At 63.4% G+C, this 15,582-nt stretch carries 12 protein-coding genes; 5 read left to right on the top strand and 7 right to left on the bottom strand.

Annotated features, from left to right (window positions below; all coding sequences use genetic code 11):
• Window positions 1–206 precede the first annotated feature (206 nt).
• Window positions 207–1,214, top strand: a complete 1,008-nt coding sequence (locus HNO52_RS11955; protein WP_197565530.1) for an ArsA family ATPase — start codon at window positions 207–209, stop codon at window positions 1,212–1,214.
• A gap of 9 nt (window positions 1,215–1,223) precedes the next feature.
• On the opposite strand, the gene HNO52_RS11950 is transcribed toward HNO52_RS11955, so the two are convergent.
• The 6 genes from HNO52_RS11950 to metG all read right to left on the bottom strand — a co-directional run bounded on the left by HNO52_RS11950 (window position 1,224) and on the right by metG (window position 8,638).
• Window positions 1,224–1,967: a YdcF family protein gene (locus HNO52_RS11950; RefSeq protein WP_197565529.1), complete on the bottom strand. Its 744-nt coding sequence runs from the start codon at window positions 1,965–1,967 to the stop codon at window positions 1,224–1,226.
• Between the two features lie 13 nt (window positions 1,968–1,980).
• The gene (locus tag HNO52_RS11945) at window positions 1,981–3,042 is read right to left on the bottom strand and encodes a carboxysome shell carbonic anhydrase domain-containg protein (protein WP_197565528.1); all 1,062 of its coding nucleotides are present in this window, start codon (window positions 3,040–3,042) and stop codon (window positions 1,981–1,983) included.
• A 146-nt stretch (window positions 3,043–3,188) separates the two neighbouring features.
• Entirely contained in the window at window positions 3,189–3,827 is a 639-nt protein-coding gene (gene nth / locus HNO52_RS11940; protein ID WP_197565527.1) for an endonuclease III, read from the bottom strand.
• A 25-nt stretch (window positions 3,828–3,852) separates the two neighbouring features.
• A complete protein-coding gene (locus HNO52_RS11935) occupies window positions 3,853–4,623 on the bottom strand; it encodes an RnfABCDGE type electron transport complex subunit B (protein ID WP_197565526.1) in 771 nt (256 codons plus the stop codon).
• A gap of 155 nt (window positions 4,624–4,778) precedes the next feature.
• Entirely contained in the window at window positions 4,779–6,365 is a 1,587-nt protein-coding gene (locus HNO52_RS11930; RefSeq protein WP_197565525.1) for a diguanylate cyclase domain-containing protein, read from the bottom strand.
• Between the two features lie 230 nt (window positions 6,366–6,595).
• A complete protein-coding gene (gene metG, locus HNO52_RS11925; RefSeq protein WP_197565524.1) occupies window positions 6,596–8,638 on the bottom strand; it encodes a methionine--tRNA ligase in 2,043 nt (680 codons plus the stop codon).
• Between the two features lie 182 nt (window positions 8,639–8,820).
• Between metG and HNO52_RS11920 the strand changes: the two genes are divergently transcribed.
• The 4 genes from HNO52_RS11920 (at window position 8,821) to HNO52_RS11910 (ending at window position 12,167) form a co-directional block, all read left to right on the top strand.
• Window positions 8,821–9,354 carry a DUF421 domain-containing protein gene (locus tag HNO52_RS11920; protein ID WP_197565523.1) on the top strand — a complete coding sequence of 178 codons (534 nt, stop codon included), beginning with the start codon at window positions 8,821–8,823 and terminating at the stop codon, window positions 9,352–9,354.
• A gap of 59 nt (window positions 9,355–9,413) precedes the next feature.
• Window positions 9,414–9,578, top strand: coding sequence for a hypothetical protein (locus HNO52_RS11915; RefSeq protein ID WP_197565522.1), 165 nt, complete (start codon window positions 9,414–9,416; stop codon window positions 9,576–9,578).
• Window positions 9,579–9,811: 233 nt separating this feature from the next.
• The gene (locus HNO52_RS21085) at window positions 9,812–9,976 is read left to right on the top strand and encodes a hypothetical protein (RefSeq protein ID WP_232090261.1); all 165 of its coding nucleotides are present in this window, start codon (window positions 9,812–9,814) and stop codon (window positions 9,974–9,976) included.
• Window positions 9,942–12,167: a DNA polymerase II gene (locus HNO52_RS11910; protein ID WP_232090259.1), complete on the top strand. Its 2,226-nt coding sequence runs from the start codon at window positions 9,942–9,944 to the stop codon at window positions 12,165–12,167. The genes HNO52_RS21085 and HNO52_RS11910 overlap by 35 nt, the downstream gene beginning before the upstream one ends.
• Window positions 12,168–12,295: 128 nt before the next feature.
• Here HNO52_RS11910 and HNO52_RS11905 read toward each other — a convergent pair whose 3' ends face one another.
• Window positions 12,296–15,475: a transglycosylase domain-containing protein gene (locus HNO52_RS11905; RefSeq protein ID WP_197565521.1), complete on the bottom strand. Its 3,180-nt coding sequence runs from the start codon at window positions 15,473–15,475 to the stop codon at window positions 12,296–12,298.
• Window positions 15,476–15,582: the final 107 nt, after the last annotated feature.

The raw sequence follows: 15,582 nt of genomic DNA, 5'->3' as shown, positions 1-15,582 counted from the left end.
CCATGGGTGAGGAGCACTGCTCCGAACGGGCGGGCCATGGATAGCCCGCACCGGCCCTGCAAGTGGTGCAGGATGCAAGAGCGCAGCAGGGCGTCGGTAGCGCCCAGGGATGGGTTCACAGCGCCTCCCCGAAGAGCTGTTTCGGCACAGCGCCGGACGGAGTGAACTCCGGTCGCCAGCCAACCCTCGATGGCCTGGGAAGCGATATGAAAGCATTACTCGACAAACGCCTGCTCTGGGTCGGCGGCAAGGGAGGCGTGGGCAAGACCACGGTGGCGGCGTCGCTGGCCGTGCTGGCCGCGCAGCGCGAGCGGCGGGTGCTGGTGGTGTCCACCGACCCGGCCCATAGCCTGGGCGACGTGTTCGACCGGGAGCTGGGCGATGCGCCACGGCGCCTGCTGCCCAACCTGGACGCCATGGAGATCGACCCGGACGCCGAAGTCGATGCGCACTTGGCACGCGTCACCGAACAGATGCGGCGCTACGCCGCGCCGGAAATGATGCAGGAGCTGGAGCGCCAGATGCGCCTGACCCGCCAGTCGCCGGGCACTCAGGAAGCCGCATTGCTGGAGCGGCTGTCGCGCATCGTCACGGATGATGATGCAGCCTACGATCTGGTGATCTTCGATACTGCCCCCACCGGGCACACCCTGCGCCTGCTGACCCTGCCCGAAGCCATGGCGGCCTGGACCGACGGCTTGCTGGCGCACAATCGCAAGTCCGAGGAGCTGGGCAAGGTGCTCTCCCATCTGACGCCCAAGCAAGGCCGTGACGTCGCCACGCCCTTCGACGACCCCCGGGAGGACCCGCTCAGCGGTCTCGATGAGCGTACCCGCGACGTGGCACGCACCCTGATCGAGCGCCGGCGCCTGTTTCACCGTGCCCGGCGGCGCATCGAGAACGCCGAGGAGAGCGGCTTCCTGTTCGTGATGACACCCGAGCGGCTGCCGATTCTCGAGACGGTGCGGGCCGTGCAAGCGTTGGAGGCGGTCAAGGTCCCGGTGTCGGGGGTGGTGGTCAACCGGGTGATACCCGACGATGCCGACGGCGATTTCCTGCGTGCGCGGCGGGAGCAGGAGCGGACCTACCTGGCACGCATCGACGAGCAGCTCGCTCACCTGTCGCGACCGCGCCTGCCGCTGCTGCCGAGCGACGTGCAGGGCATCACGGCCCTGGAGGCGCTGGCTTCGCGACTGGAGCGTATCGGCTTCTAGAGTAACGTGCTAAGGCAGCAGGCTGCGCAGGTGCAGCGCAGCGCGCCCCAGCCACTCGTTCAGGGCGCGCGCGCTCTGGTTGAGGTGATAGGCGCGCGGCAGCCAGGCAGATAGGCCATCGGGAGTTGGGCTGGTGAATTCGGTGGGGGCGGGGACGACGGTCAGGCCTTGAGCCTCGAATTCCGCCACCGCCCGTGGCAGATGCCAGGCCTGCGATACCAGCGCGACCCGCTCTATGCCGTCGGCGCGCAGCATCTCGGCGCTGTGACGGGCATTCTCGGCGGTGCTGCGGCTTTCGCCTTCCAACCAGCGCACCGGCACGTCGAAGACATCACGCAGGGCGGCTGCCATCAGTCTCGCCTCGGCGGCTTGTTCGCCATGTACTCGGCCGCCGCTGACCAGCAACGGCAATTCGGTCTGGCGATGCAGGTAGGCACCATAGGCCAGCCGGCGCCAGGTAGGATTCGCCGGGGCGTCCCCCCAGCCGAATTCCGGCGCCGTGTAGTCGCGTCCGCCGCCGAGGATGACAATCGCCTCGGCGCTCTCCAGTTGGGTGCGGGCCGGAGTCGTGTAGGGCTCGAGCCCCTGGCGCAGAGAATGGCTGGCCATCGGCGTGGCGAGCAGCAGCAGGCCGAACAGCCCCAGCAGGATCAGCAGGGCGCCGAGGAATCGCCTGGGGCTTAACAGCAATCCCAGCAGCACCAACAGTACGTTGAGCGTGGGTGGCAACAGCAGGGTCTTGAGCAGCGTCATCGTTGCGTTCCGGTCATGCGTGATCGAGAAGTTCCAGCCTGCGGCTGGGCCAATGAACGACAGCGGTGCGCGATATCATGCTGGCCGCCAACCTGGGGTGTTCCCGGGCGATGACCCGGGCGGCGAACTCGGAGAGAAAGCCCGACTTCAGTTCGGCGCGGGCGCGGTCCACGCCGATCGACTCATACGGGGTCGAGGCCAGCAGCAGGAAGCCGTCGTCGGGGATGCGGCCCGCCTTCATGTTGGCCTCGATGATTCCCGCCGCGGTGCCGATGGGCTGGGAAAGGTCAGGGCTGTAGGGCCCCACGATCAGGGCGGTATTGGGCAGATGCAGGAAGTCGAAGCCTCTCCCGACGCAGATCACCCATTCGCGATGCTCGATGTCGAATTCTCGGGCGGTGCCGCGCAGCGAGTCGACATGCTGCAGGTTGCCCTTGAGCAATGGCAGCAGGTCGCGGCGAATATCGGCCGGCATGTCGGGGCACAGGCGGGTGACACGGCGCTCGAGATCGCGCTCCTCGGCAGGGGGCAGTTCGCTGATGTCGAGCATGGCGTCGTCGTCGCCGTGGACGATGAGCGCATCGGTATCGGTTTCGAAGCCGCATACCAGCGGGTAGACGTGACGATGGTCGCGGCCAAAGATGCGTTCGGCTTGGTGGCGTATTTCGTGAGCATGGGCCAGGGCGGCACCCGCGTCGCAAGCGAAACCGGCACAGCCGCGCGCCCGCTCGCCGCGGGAGAAATGATAGCTGATGATCAACAGTACGCCGCTACCGCCACGGATGGCTTCGTTGACGGCATCGGTGAGCATCTCGCCGAGGTAGGGCCAGCCCAGGTGGAAGATGCCACCAAGGTTACGGAACGGGGTGATGATACCCAGTGGCGTGCGCGTGGCATGGGGCAGGTGGATGCGCCCGTCCATGCACTTCATGACCAGGATCCGCGTGGGGTGGTTGGCCAGGTAGCGTTCGCGAGCGAGCCATGCCGAGGGGCTGCAAAAAGTGTCGGCGTGCTCACGCGAGAGGGCGAGTAGCGCCTCGATACGCTCACCGATGGGGCGGTCGTGCAATGGCATGGTGCGGCTCTGGTTATTATTGTCTACCGCTTATCGTCCCTGACTGTGCAGGACTATGCAAAACCTTCATTAGTCGAAGAAAACACGGCACAGTTGTCTGGGCGAGGGAAGCGCTTCATCTCGCGCGACAATGTGTTCAGCGCTCCCTAACCAAGCTCCACTTTTTCCTTGTACTCGCAGAGATCCTCGATCACGCAGCTGCCACAGCGCGGCTTGCGTGCCACGCAGGTATAGCGGCCGTGCAGGATCAGCCAATGGTGCGCATCGCGGCGAAACTCCTTGGGCACGTGGCGCAGCAGTTTCTGTTCGACTTCGTTCACGTTCTTCCCGGGGGCGATGCGGGTGCGGTTGGCAACGCGAAAGATGTGCGTGTCCACGGCAATGGTAGGGTCGCCGAAGGCGGTATTGAGGATCACGTTGGCGGTCTTGCGCCCCACACCCGGCAACGCTTCGAGCTCGGCTCGGGTGCGTGGCACCTCCCCGCCATGCTTCTCGACAAGCATGCGGCAGGTCTTCATCAGATTCTCGGCCTTGGTGTTGTAGAGCCCGATGGTCTTGATCTGCTGCTTGAGGGCATCGAGGCCGAGATCGATGATGGCCTGGGGCGTGTTGGCGACAGGAAACAACCGGGCGGTGGCCTTGTTCACGCCCACGTCGGTGGCCTGGGCAGAGAGTAGCACGGCAGTGAGCAGCTCGAACGGCGTGCTCCAGTTCAGCTCCGTGGTCGGCTCGGGGTTGTGTTCGCGCAGGCGAGCAAATATCTCGTAGCGTTTCTGAGCGTTCATGAGGGCTCTCGTTGCGAAGGTGCGCTCATGGCGATCCGGGCGCCAGGGATGCACGGGCTTCTTCGAGCAGGGTAGTGGCATGCTGAAGCTGGGCCTCGGCCCGATGGCAGGCTTCGCTGTCGTGTTGCCGCTGGGCGTGCTCGAGCTGCTGGCGAGCTCTGCGTACCGCCTGCTCTGCTGCTTTCGCGGCCATCTGGCGCTGGCGCTGTGGTGTCGGGCCGCTATGCGAGCCGCGGGTTTCCTTCCGAATCACTCGGCGCTGCCGCTCCAGCCGCTTCTCCCGCTCGAGGCGTGTCAGGCGTTGCTGGCGTGCTTGATACCGCTGACGGCCCAGTTGCGCCCGTCGGGCCAGGTACGCTCGTCGCTCGGTATCGGTGCTGGCGGCCTGCCATTCGGGGTGTGGCACCAGGTCGATGCAGTCGACGGGGCAGGGCGCAACGCAAAGTTCGCAGCCGGTGCACTCGGCGGCGATCACGCTGTGCATGCGCTTGCTGGCGCCCAGGATGGCATCCACCGGGCACGCCTGGATGCACTTGGTGCAGCCAATGCATTCCGCTTCGCGTATGACCGCCAACAGCGGAAGCTGAGCGGGCTGCTCGAGAGGTAGGGGTGGGCGTCCAGTCAGCTCGGCAAGGCGTGCGACGGTTTTCTCGCCGCCAGGCGGGCAGCGGTTGATCGGTTCGCCCGCGTCGATGGCCTCGGCGTAGGGTCGGCAGCCCGGGTGGCCGCACTTGCCACACTGGGTTTGTGGCAGCAGTGCGTCGATGGCCTCGATCAAGTTGCTGTGGCCCGTCACGGCATCTCCAGGTTGGGCGCAGGTAGAAGGCCAGCCTAGGCTGGCGGCCGATCATTATACGCTGCTGGGCCGGCCTGGGCATACCGCCGGGCCAGTTCCAACAGAGAAACCCTGGTCGTGTCTAAAAAAACGGCGTGGAGGCGACTCTCGAGAGCCTAGCGATCGACGGGGCTGAGCTGATCGCTAGTACAATAGGCCTCCACCCGATTGCGCCCGCCCGATTTGGCCTGGTACATGGCCTGGTCGGCGGCACGCATGATATCGGACGGGGTCGTCAGGTCAGCTCGCTGCATGGCAACGCCGATGCTGACCGTTACATTGGGGTCGGTCGGCGAATATTCGTGTGGCAACGCCAGTCCGTTTATCGCCTGGAGTAGCTCACGGGCATGGCCGAGGGCGGTCTCGAGTGAAGTGTCCGGAAGCAGGACGCTGAATTCCTCGCCGCCGGTGCGTGCCACCAGGAAACCATGCTTGCTGAGCTGATGTTCCATGCACTGCGCCAAGGCGATCAGGCAGGCATCGCCCGCCTGATGGCCGTAGTGGTCGTTGTAGAGCTTGAAGTGATCGATATCGATCATCATCGCCGCCGTACGGTGATGCTGGCCGGGACGCTTCAGCACCTCGGTAAATCGCTCGTCGAACAGGCGCCGGTTGGCCACGCCCGTCAGGGGGTCGTGCCGGGACAATTCAAGCAATTGCTCGGACTGCTGTTGCTGATGTTTCAGCAGATGGCGAAATTCACGGGCCAGGGTGCCGATCTCATCACGGCGTGTCACCAGACGACTGGGCATTGGCGGTGGCATGGTCGCCTGGTGGAGGTTCTGGGTGTAGTAGGTAAACTGGCGCAGCGGCAACAGCACCATGCGTTCGAGCAGCCACAGCACGATCAGCAACGTGACGATCAGCACGCCACCGGTCCAGTAGAGAGCGAAGCGAAACGTCTCCAGGCTTGCCTGGTAGCGTTGGCGGGGCAGTAAGGCGTCGATGCGTACGGCTCGGCTGGCGGGAACGGCAGTAACGCTGCGACTGGCGGCCATGTGGGTGGGCGAAACGCGTTCGAGCTGCTGGCTGGGAATACTACCCGCAACGACGGTGCCGAGCGCGAGATCGATACCTGTGGTATCGCGCAGTTGCTCGATCCAGGGCTCGGGGAGCGGGCGTATCATGGCCAGCCAGCCGGCCGGCGGCGATTCTTCCCGGTTCTGGTAGATCGGTGAAAGGGCACCCATGGCCAGCTGTGGCAGCGACAGCAGCCAGGTATGCGTGGCTTCCTCGAGCCCTCCATCGATTCGCTCACGAATTATTTGCACGGCGGGGGCGGCCCAATCGCAGGGAGGCTGCAAGCCGGGGCAGGAGGTGAACTCACCCTCTTCATCGAAGCCCGCTACCCAGTAAGGTTCGTAACTGTTGTTGAGAAAAAACATCAGCTGCAGATCGAGGGTCACCAGGGTGTCTTCGTAGAGATTGGAGTCTACGTACTCGGGTTTTACCCCACTGACGAAGTCGTATGTATCGTCCCAGTAGGCCCAGTCTTCCACCAGGCGACGCATGTGACCGAGCTCGCTGCCAAGGGCGCGCTCGGCCCGATCGAGCTCGGCGCTGGCAAAGGTCTCCTCGTCTTCCAGCAGGATCGGCATGATCTGATAACGGGCTATCAGTACCAGAGCAAGCAGGGCCAGGCACAGCACGGCGCACAATGACAGCAGGAAACGATTACGCAACGAATTGAGCACTGTCGTCATTGAGGCATGCCTGTTTGATGTTCCGCCACCCAACGGGTCAGGGTTGCCGGCACCGGTGTAGGTAATTGCTTACAAGTGATATCGGCTCAGGCTTACAAAGCTTTAGTAAAAGTAAGTTTTTTGTTGTAAGGAGCCAGTTCTTGCTCATGCCTCATAAAAAATTGGCTCTTGGAGCTCATTCTATAAAAAAACGCAGCCGAAGCTGCGCTTTTTTCTCGTAACAAGGCTGTTTACCTGACGCGCTGGCCGGGTTCGGCGCCGGAATCCGGCGACAGCAGATAGATGCCGTCGTCGTTTCCAGCCGCCAGCACCATGCCCTCGGAGACGCCGAAGCGCATTTTGCGCGGTGCCAGGTTGGCCACCATGACGGTCAGGCGTCCTTCCAGGGCTTCCGGGGCATAGGCCGAGCGGATGCCGGCAAAGACGTTGCGTGTCTCGCCGCCCAGGTCAAGGGTCAGTTGGAGCAACTTGTCGGCACCCTCGACGTACTCGGCCTTGGCGATGCGCACGATACGCAGGTCGACCTTGGCGAAATCGTCGAAGGCGATCGGCTCGGCGATGGGGTCGTCAGCCAATGGCCCCTTGGCCGCTTCTTTGAGTTTCTGTTCTTCCACCAGGTCCTCCTTCGATGCTTCGATCATGGCATCGATCTTCTCTCGCTCGACGCGGGTCATCAACGGTTTGAACTTGGCGACTTCGTGGCCCAGCAGCACCGCGTGACGGCTTGCCCAATCGAACGAGTCCAGCTGCAGGAACTGACGTGCCTGCTCGGCCATGGCCGGCACCACCGGGGCCAGATAGACCATCAACTGGCGGAACAGGTTGATGCCTACCGAACAGATTTCCAGGACGTCCTGCTCTCGGCCCTCCTGCTTGGCCAGTACCCACGGCTCCTTGTCGGCGATGTAGGTATTGGCTTCGTCGGCCAGTTCCATGATCTTGCGTACGGCACGCCCGAACTCGCGCGTCTCGAAATCCTCGGCAATACCGTCACCCACGGCGATGAAGCGCGCGACCAGCTCCGGCTCGGCGCAGTGGGTCGAAAGCTGGCCGTCACCCAGCTTCTTGACGAATCCGGCGCAGCGACTGGCGATATTGACCACTTTACCGACCAGGTCGGCATTCACCCGCGCAGCGAAATCATCGAGGTTGAGATCGAGGTCGTCGACCCGCGAGGTGAGCTTGGCGGCGAAATAGTAGCGCAGGTATTCGGGGTTCAGGTGCTCGGCATAGGTCGCCGCCTTGATGAAGGTCCCGCGGGACTTCGACATCTTGGCCCCGTTGACGGTGACGAAGCCATGGCAGTTCACCGCCGTAGGCGTGCGGAACTCGGCGCCGTGTAGCATGGCCGGCCAGAACAGCGCATGGAAGTAGACGATGTCCTTGCCGATGAAGTGATAAACCTCGGCCTCGGAGTCCTTCTTCCAGTAGCTATCGAAGTCGATGCCGGTGCGCTCGCACAGGTTCTTGAAGCTGGCCAGGTAACCGATCGGCGCATCCAGCCAGACGTAGAAGTACTTGCCCGGTGCATCGGGAATCTCGAAGCCGAAGTAGGGTGCATCGCGTGAGATGTCCCACTCGTTGAGGCCGGACTCGAACCACTCCTGCAGCTTGTTGCCGATCTGGGTCTGCACGTGACCGCCGCGGGTCCACTGCTTGAGGAAATCGGCGAAATCGGGAAGCTTGAAGAAGTAGTGGGTGGAGCTGCGTACTTCGGGCGTGGCGCCGGAGATCGCCGACACCGGGTCGATCAATTCCGCCGGGGTGTAAGTGGCGCCGCAGGCCTCGCAGTTGTCGCCATACTGGTCGGCGGTCTTGCACTTGGGGCAGGTGCCCTTGATGAATCGGTCGGCCAGGAACAGCCCCTTGACGGGATCGTACATCTGCTCGATATCGCGGGTGGCGATATGGCCGCTGTCGCGCAGTCGGGTATAGATCAGCTCGCTGAAGTAGCGGTTCTCTTCGGAATGGGTCGAGTGATAGTTGTCGAAGGCGACCCCGAAGGTGGCGAAATCGGCCTGGTGCTCCTTGGAAACGCGCTCGATCAGGGCCTCGGAAGTGATGCCTTCCTGTTCGGCGCGCAGCATGATCGCGGTGCCGTGGGCATCGTCGGCGCACACGTAGTGGCACTCATGTCCACGGCTCTTCTGGAAGCGCACCCAGATATCGGTCTGGATGTACTCCAGCAAGTGGCCAAGGTGGATCGAGCCGTTGGCGTAGGGCAGGGCACTGGTGACCAGGATCTTGCGCGGGGCGCTTGCGTTGTTCGACATATCGGCTCTGATATTCCCAGGAAAAACAGACCCTCGATTGTAGCCGTGTTGGGACATGACTGCACCCGGTTGCGCGGAGGCGGGGCGTTTCGTCTAGTAGGGGCGGCCTGGGTTTACCCATGATGCGCATGCCTCGCTGACTGCACTAGGCTGACATTGAACCCGCTGAGATGGAGGCTTGCTTGGATCCGATCTTCTTCGACACTCTTGCTGCCTTGCTGCGCACGGCAGTACTGGGCGTACTGGGCTATGTCAGCCTGGTGTTCCTGCTGCGAATATCCGGGCGCCGCACGCTGTCGAAAATGAACGCCTTCGACCTCGTCGTGACCGTGGCGCTGGGCTCTGTGCTCGCCAGCGTGATGCTTAGCAAGAATGTGACCCTGGCCCAGGGGGCCTTGGCTTTCGCACTTCTGGTTGGCATGCAGTTCGCCGTGACCTGGACCAGCGTTCGCTGGCGTTGGGTACGGCAACTGGTTACCGGTGAACCGGCGCTGCTGTTCTTTCGGGGGGACTATCTCCCGAATGCGCTGTTGAAAGCGCGAGTGACCAGGGACGAGGTGCGAGCGGCTGCCCGCGCCGCCGGGATGGCCGATCTGAGCAGGATCGAAGCCGTCGTGCTGGAAACCGACGGTTCCTTCAGCGTGCTGGGGCAGCGAGCCCAGGGCGCAGCATCGAGCCTTGATGGGGTGAAGGTACCGGGGCGTGACGAAGGGTAAGTCGAGACGTGGGGTTAAAGGCAGGTTGGCGATGCGACCTTAGCGAAAACCCCGACATCATGCGTATCAGTGATGAGCAGCCCGCCAACCCGGAAACGACCACCGAGGACCTCGGTTCCTACTGCGTGGAGGTCACCGAGACCTGGAACGCCTACGGCGAAACGCCTAACGGCCAGACCCTGTGGGCCAAGGACACACGGCGCGCTGTCGTTCCGTGTGACTGAGCAATTTCCTGACAGGAGAAGCTCATAGCCTGCGTCTGCCCGGCCCATGTCTTTGCATGGGCCGGTTTCGTTGGGGGGAGTTAGTCGGCACGATGATGCCTGGCAGACGAACCTGCGCCTACCGGTACTACTGCAAGGGAAGCGTTGGTCGGCGACAGCCCTGTGCCCTCTGGATAGAATGGCTGGCATGACAATGGGTTGGGAGGTGGGGGTGGAACAACAGCAGGGGGTTCGTGCTGACCCGCCACTGGCGGGATTCGACGGCCGGCACCGAGGTCGCGTTCTGGCTGGCCACCGATGATGGTCCTCGGTATATCCGCCTGCCGGTTCAGCCCTCGGTGGCGTTCTTGCCTGCCGAGCAGCGTGAGCAGGCCGAGGTGCTGCTGCGGCGAGCGTGACGTCGCGCTGCGCCAGCTGGAACTGCATGACTTCCGGCATCGTCCCGTACTCGGTCTCTACTGCCGCCAGCATCGCCAGTTGATGAACCTGGCCAAGCGCCTGGGCGATGCCGGCATCGATATCTACGAAGCCGACGTGCGTCCGCCGGAACGCTACCTGATGGAGCGGTTCATCACTGCGCCGGTCTGGTTCACGGGCAGCGCGGATGCCAGTGGCACATTGGTCGATACCCAACTGAAGCCAGCGCCGGATTATCGCCCCCGACTTGCCCTTGCGTCGCTGGATATCGAGACGAATGCCAGGGGGGAGCTCTATTCCATCGCGCTGGAAGGCTGCGGCGAGCGCCAGGTCTACATGCTGGGTCCCGCCAACGGGCTGGGTGGCAAGGCCGATGCTGACCGTGACTTTTCGCTCGAGTACTGCACCAGCCATGAGGCATTGCTGAAGAGCCTCAACGACTGGATCGCCCGGCACGATCCGGACGCGATCATCGGCTGGAACCTGGTGCAGTTCGATCTACGAATTCTGCAGAGGCACGCCGAGCGTCTCGGCATACCGCTGCTACTCGGACGCGGTGATGAACCGCTCGGCTGGCGCGCCCATGGCAGTAACACCAACCACTTCTTCGCCTCGGCCGCCGGGAGGCTGATCGTCGATGGCATCGAAGCCCTGCGCCAGGCTACCTGGCGCTTTGCCTCGTTCAGCCTGGAAAACGTCGCCCAGGAGCTGCTCGGCGAGGGCAAGGCAATCGACAACCCCTACCAGCGCATGGACGAGATCGACCGCATGTTCGCCGAGGACAAGCCGGCTTTGGCGCGCTACAACCTCAAGGACTGCGAGCTGGTCACGCGCATCTTCGAGAAGACCGAGCTCATCGACTTCCTGCTCGAACGGGCCAGCGTTACCGGGCTTCCTGCCGATCGCAGCGGTGGCTCGGTGGCGGCCTTCTCGCATCTCTACCTGCCGCGCATGCACCGGCTGGGCTTCGTGGCGCCGAACCTGCCCCGCGGTCGTGAGGCAGGCCAGGACAGCCCCGGCGGGTTCGTCATGGACTCTCGCCCGGGGCTTTACGACTCGGTGCTGGTACTCGATTTCAAGAGCCTCTATCCGTCGATCATTCGGACCTTCCTTATCGATCCGGTGGGGCTTGTGTCAGGGCTGGTGGAGCTCGAGGCCGAGACCGTGACGGGGTTTCGCGGCGCACGCTTCTCACGCAGCCGGCATGCATTGCCCGACATGGTGGCGCGGGTATGGCAGGGGCGCGAAGCCGCCAAGCGCGAGGGCAATGCGCCGTTATCACAGGCGCTGAAGATCATCATGAACTCCTTCTACGGTGTGCTCGGCTCGCGCGGCTGCCGTTTCTTCGATCCGCGCCTGGCGTCGTCGATTACCCTGCGTGGCCACGAGATCATGCGGCGTACCCGGGAGCTGATCGAGGCCGAGGGCTACACGGTGATCTACGGCGATACCGACTCAACCTTCGTGTGGCTGGGCAGTGCACACGAAGAGGTCGAGGCCCAAGCCATAGGCCAACGCCTGGTGGAACGAGTCAACCTCTGGTGGGCGCAGCATCTCGAAGTGGAACATGGCCTCGAGAGTGCGCTGGAACTTCAGTTCGAGACCCATTTTCGGCGCTTCCTGATGCCTACCATCCGCGGTGCGGAGGAGGGCAGCAAGAAGCGCTATGCGGGGCTGGTACGCGATGCTGATGGAGCAGAGCATGTCGTATTCAAGGGGCTGGAAACGGTGCGTGCCGACTGGACGCCATTGGCCAAGATCTTTCAGCAGGAGCTGTATCGGCGCATCTTCCTCGGCGAGACCTATCGCGACTACGTGCGCGACTATGTGAGCTGCACCCTTTCCGGTGAGTTCGATGAACGCCTGGTCTATCGCAAGCGGCTGCGCCGCCGGCTCGACGAGTATCGCCGCAACGTACCGCCTCATGTGCGTGCCGCGCGCATGGCCGACGAATGCAATGATCGGCTCGGGCGACCGCGGCAGTATCAGCATGGAGGCTGGATTCGCTACGTGATCACCGTGGCGGGGCCGGAGCCGCTCGAGGCGCGTCGCTCCGCCATCGATTATCAGCACTATATCAGCCGACAGTTGCAGCCGGTGGCCGATGCCATCCTGCCTTTCCGCGGTGACGACTTCTCCAGCCTGATCGATCGACAGCTAGGGCTGTTCTAATCCGAAAAGGGGGCCCCGGCGCTGCCGATCGGTTGGCCATTGAGGAAGCGGTGACGCCAGGCCCGGACCTACTCTTGCGGATAGCTCATGTCGCACACCTCGGAGAGCTCTTCGAGGAAGCGCTTGGACTAGCGCAGGGCGATATCCGGCGACAAAAGGGAGTCGGCGCCAGGGTCATCGGACTGATCCACTTCGGCATCTTCGGCAAAGTGGTACTCCTCGCGGGGCGTGGCTGGGCAGCTGTCCGTACCGGGTTCGAGGTAAGGGCGCAGTATTGGCTCCATGCCCTTGAGCACTTGCACCGGCAGGGCCGAAGTAAAGCGGAAGTCGTCAGAAGCCGTACCCGCCACGTAAGCGGTGAGGGTGCCGAAGTGGTTGTCGCCGAGGTAGAAAACGAAAGTGGCAGTGCGGTTGAGCGCGCGTGAACTGGTGACCTGTCCGTCGCGACCCACCGTTTCGATGCGGTTGTTGCCGGTGCCGGTCTTGCCGCCCAAGGCCAGTGGCGTGCCGTCCTCCTGTGCGAAGCTGCCGTGCAGGCGTCTGGCGGTACCGTTTTCGACTACTTGGGATAGCGTTTCGCGCAGCACTGCCGCCACCTCCGGGGCCATGACCCGCTGTGCACGTCCAGGGGCTGGCAGGAAGCGAGTCTCATAGGGCGTGTCGGCGGCGAACTGCAGCTCATCGATGCGCAGGGTGGGTTGTCTTACGCCACCGTTGAGGATGATACCCATCAGCTCGGCCAGTGCCGCGGGGCGATCACCCGACGATCCGACGGCGGTAGCCAGCGAAGGCACCAGGTGATCGAACGGGTAGCCCAGGCGCTGCCAGCGCTCATGGATATCGAGGAACGCTTCGACTTCGAGCATGGTGCGTATTCGCACGTCGCGGGCGCTACGATGCCGTGTTCGAAACAGCCAGCCGTAAACCTCCTGGCGCTCCTCGACACTGGCCGTAGCAGCCTCGTCGAAACTGGCCTCCGGATAGTCGAGCAGGTAACCCAGAAGCCACAGCTCGAGTGGGTGAACCCGGGCGACATAGCCTTGGTCGGTGAGCGAATAGCTGCCGGGTGTGTAGCGCTCGAAGAGGGTATCGACTTCGCGCTCGCTCAGGCGGGTGGCGCTGGGCAACCAGGCGCCGAGGAAGGCGGCGAAGTCGTCGCGGTTGGCCTCCGGGAACAAGTAGCGGTGCACCGCGGCCAGGCGCGGTGCGGAGACCGAGAGCCCCTCGAGGAAAGTGGCGAGGCGCTGATCGCTGTCAAGGTGACGGTACTTGCGCCAGAAGCGGTGCAGAAAGGTCCGTCCCTCGCGGTCGGCAAACAGGCGCAGGTACTCCAGGCGCCGGGGATCGCTGTCGTCCTCCAGCAATTGGGTCCGGTGTTCGTTGAGGTGCGTGCTGTAACGTACCAAGTCTCGCATCAGGCGAATGAAGGGCAGGTTGAGTGACTCGCGCATGGATTCGGTAAGCGTCGGGTTGCGACCGTTGTCCTCGCGGCGAAAATTGCTGAACGTGTGTCTCCCGCCCCCGGTGAAGAAGGCTTCCGCCGGGCTTGCCGAATACCGCCGCTCCATGGCCAAGGAGAGCAGCTCGTCGAGCGTCAGACCAGGAGCTTCGATGAGCCGATCCAGCACCCAGCGGCTAAGCACGTCCTGGCGGTCGGTCTCGACTGCACGAAGTGCCTCCATGCTCTTGCCGGCGTGACGTTCATGCAGCTCGGCCACCATTTCCAGATAGGTGGCCAATACCCGTAGCTTGGCGGTGGAGCCGAGCTCGAGTTTACTGCCTTCGTTGATATCGAAAGGCTGGTCGGTATTGTCGGTTTGCACACGCACCAGGAAGCCGTCTTCACTGCGCTCGAATAGAGTGAAACTGTAGCGCACGTCCTGGGTTCGATCGGGCGCAAGCAGGCGCTCCCCCAGCAGGCCGATCTCACCGGCGAACTCCGGATCCGCCAGGCGATGCAAATAGGCGGTGACTTCGCCCTGAAGGCTGGCGTTGAGGGTAGTACGAGCGCTGAGGTCGAGCCGATCGAGATCATACAAGGACATACCCAGCATACCGCCCAGGCGCTGACGTGCCACCCGCATTCCCTTGTCCGGCTCGATGCGCAGTCTGAAGGGCGTCTCGGTGTAGTCGCGGAAGGTCAGGCGTTGCTCCTGCGCTGCCTGGGCAAGGGTGTCCGATATCGCTCCGTCCTGCCACAGCAGCCTCAGATAGCTGTCAGTCAGTTCCTCCAGTGCTTTGCGACCGCTCATCAGATACCAGGAAGGGCGCCGCTGCGCAATCATCAACGCAACGACCTGGCGCAGGGCCAGCCCCTGCTCCGCTCGGCTATCGACCTCGTCGAAACCGATCGACAGGCGCCGGTTGAACGCATCGAAGTCGGCACTGAACCAGGCCCACAGGCCGTCGCCGATACCATGTACCTCGCCGTAGCCGGGGGCGGCCGAAAGCGGCACGGTGTTGAGGTAGTCAAGCGCCACATCCTGGCGAGCGGTCAGGGTCTGGGGGCCATCCTGATAGCTGCGCACGCTGGCCGAGACCATCTGGTGCAGCTTTTCCCGGGGGGAATTGGTCAGGCCCCGGGGCGAGTGGCGATACTTCTCTAGCTGAGTGGCCAGTGTGCTACCGCCTGCAGCCTGTCCGGGGAGGTCGAGGGCTCGGCCGACCTGGGACAGGGCCGCCTTGGTGAAGCGTGGCCAATCGACGGCGGGATTGGCGTAGGGCGTGCTCTCGTCCAGCAGTTGCCGGTTCTCGATGAAAAGCAGCGTTTGCAGCACCACGGGGGGAATAGAGTCGAAACTGGGGTATTGGCGCTGGGGGTGTCGGAACTGGTACAGGGTATCGCCCCGGCACTCCTCGATGGTCAGGCCAGCCTGAGTCTTCTCGGCGTAGGGAGGAAAGAAGCCGCGGCGAGTATAGTCGAGCAGGTTAGGCGAGAAGCGTGCCTGCTCGGTGATCTCGTAACCGCGCGACAACAGGCGTGCCTCCAGCTCCGGCAATTGTGTGTAACCCAGCCGTTGGTCGAAAGGGCCGTGGCCGGGGAACTGAATTTGGCTGCTGCTCCCGGACTCCAGCGTATAGCGCAGGGTTGCGGCGTAGCGCGAGAGTTCCTGGGCCTGAAAGTGCGATGTCTTGGCCTCGGCCACCAGCAGCGTGGCTAACGTGACACTGAACAATAGCAGCAGTATGCCCAAGCCCAGGTAGACATAGCGATGTGACGACGCTTCCTGGGGCGCCGGAGCGAGCTTCGGTTCCTGGATGAGAGGCGAGCGCTTCTCGAGCGATTCGCCCTTGTCGAGCCACGTCACGGCAGACGAATTCCGGCGTGACGAAGTCTTGCGCGCACCCATACGTCACTCCCCACCGACCGCGACCTGTTATTTTCGTTTTAGCGCAGTCCGGCGGGGCGATAAAG

It is taken from the genome of Halomonas sp. MCCC 1A13316 (genome assembly GCF_014931605.1).
In the GTDB taxonomy this organism is placed as follows: domain Bacteria; phylum Pseudomonadota; class Gammaproteobacteria; order Pseudomonadales; family Halomonadaceae; genus Halomonas.
Note: the sequence above shows the minus strand (reverse complement) of the source record. Positions and strands in the feature narration are given on the sequence as shown.

Coding starts and splice junctions, on each gene's coding strand:
- HNO52_RS11955 (WP_197565530.1), top strand. CDS start 207: ATGAAAGCATTACTCGACAAACGCCTGCTCTGGGTCGGCGGCAAGGGA.
- HNO52_RS11915 (WP_197565522.1), top strand. CDS start 9,414: ATGCGTATCAGTGATGAGCAGCCCGCCAACCCGGAAACGACCACCGAG.
- HNO52_RS11950 (WP_197565529.1), bottom strand. CDS start 1,967: ATGACGCTGCTCAAGACCCTGCTGTTGCCACCCACGCTCAACGTACTG.
- HNO52_RS11945 (WP_197565528.1), bottom strand. CDS start 3,042: ATGCCATTGCACGACCGCCCCATCGGTGAGCGTATCGAGGCGCTACTC.
- metG (WP_197565524.1), bottom strand. CDS start 8,638: ATGTCGAACAACGCAAGCGCCCCGCGCAAGATCCTGGTCACCAGTGCC.
- HNO52_RS11930 (WP_197565525.1), bottom strand. CDS start 6,365: ATGACGACAGTGCTCAATTCGTTGCGTAATCGTTTCCTGCTGTCATTG.
- nth (WP_197565527.1), bottom strand. CDS start 3,827: ATGAACGCTCAGAAACGCTACGAGATATTTGCTCGCCTGCGCGAACAC.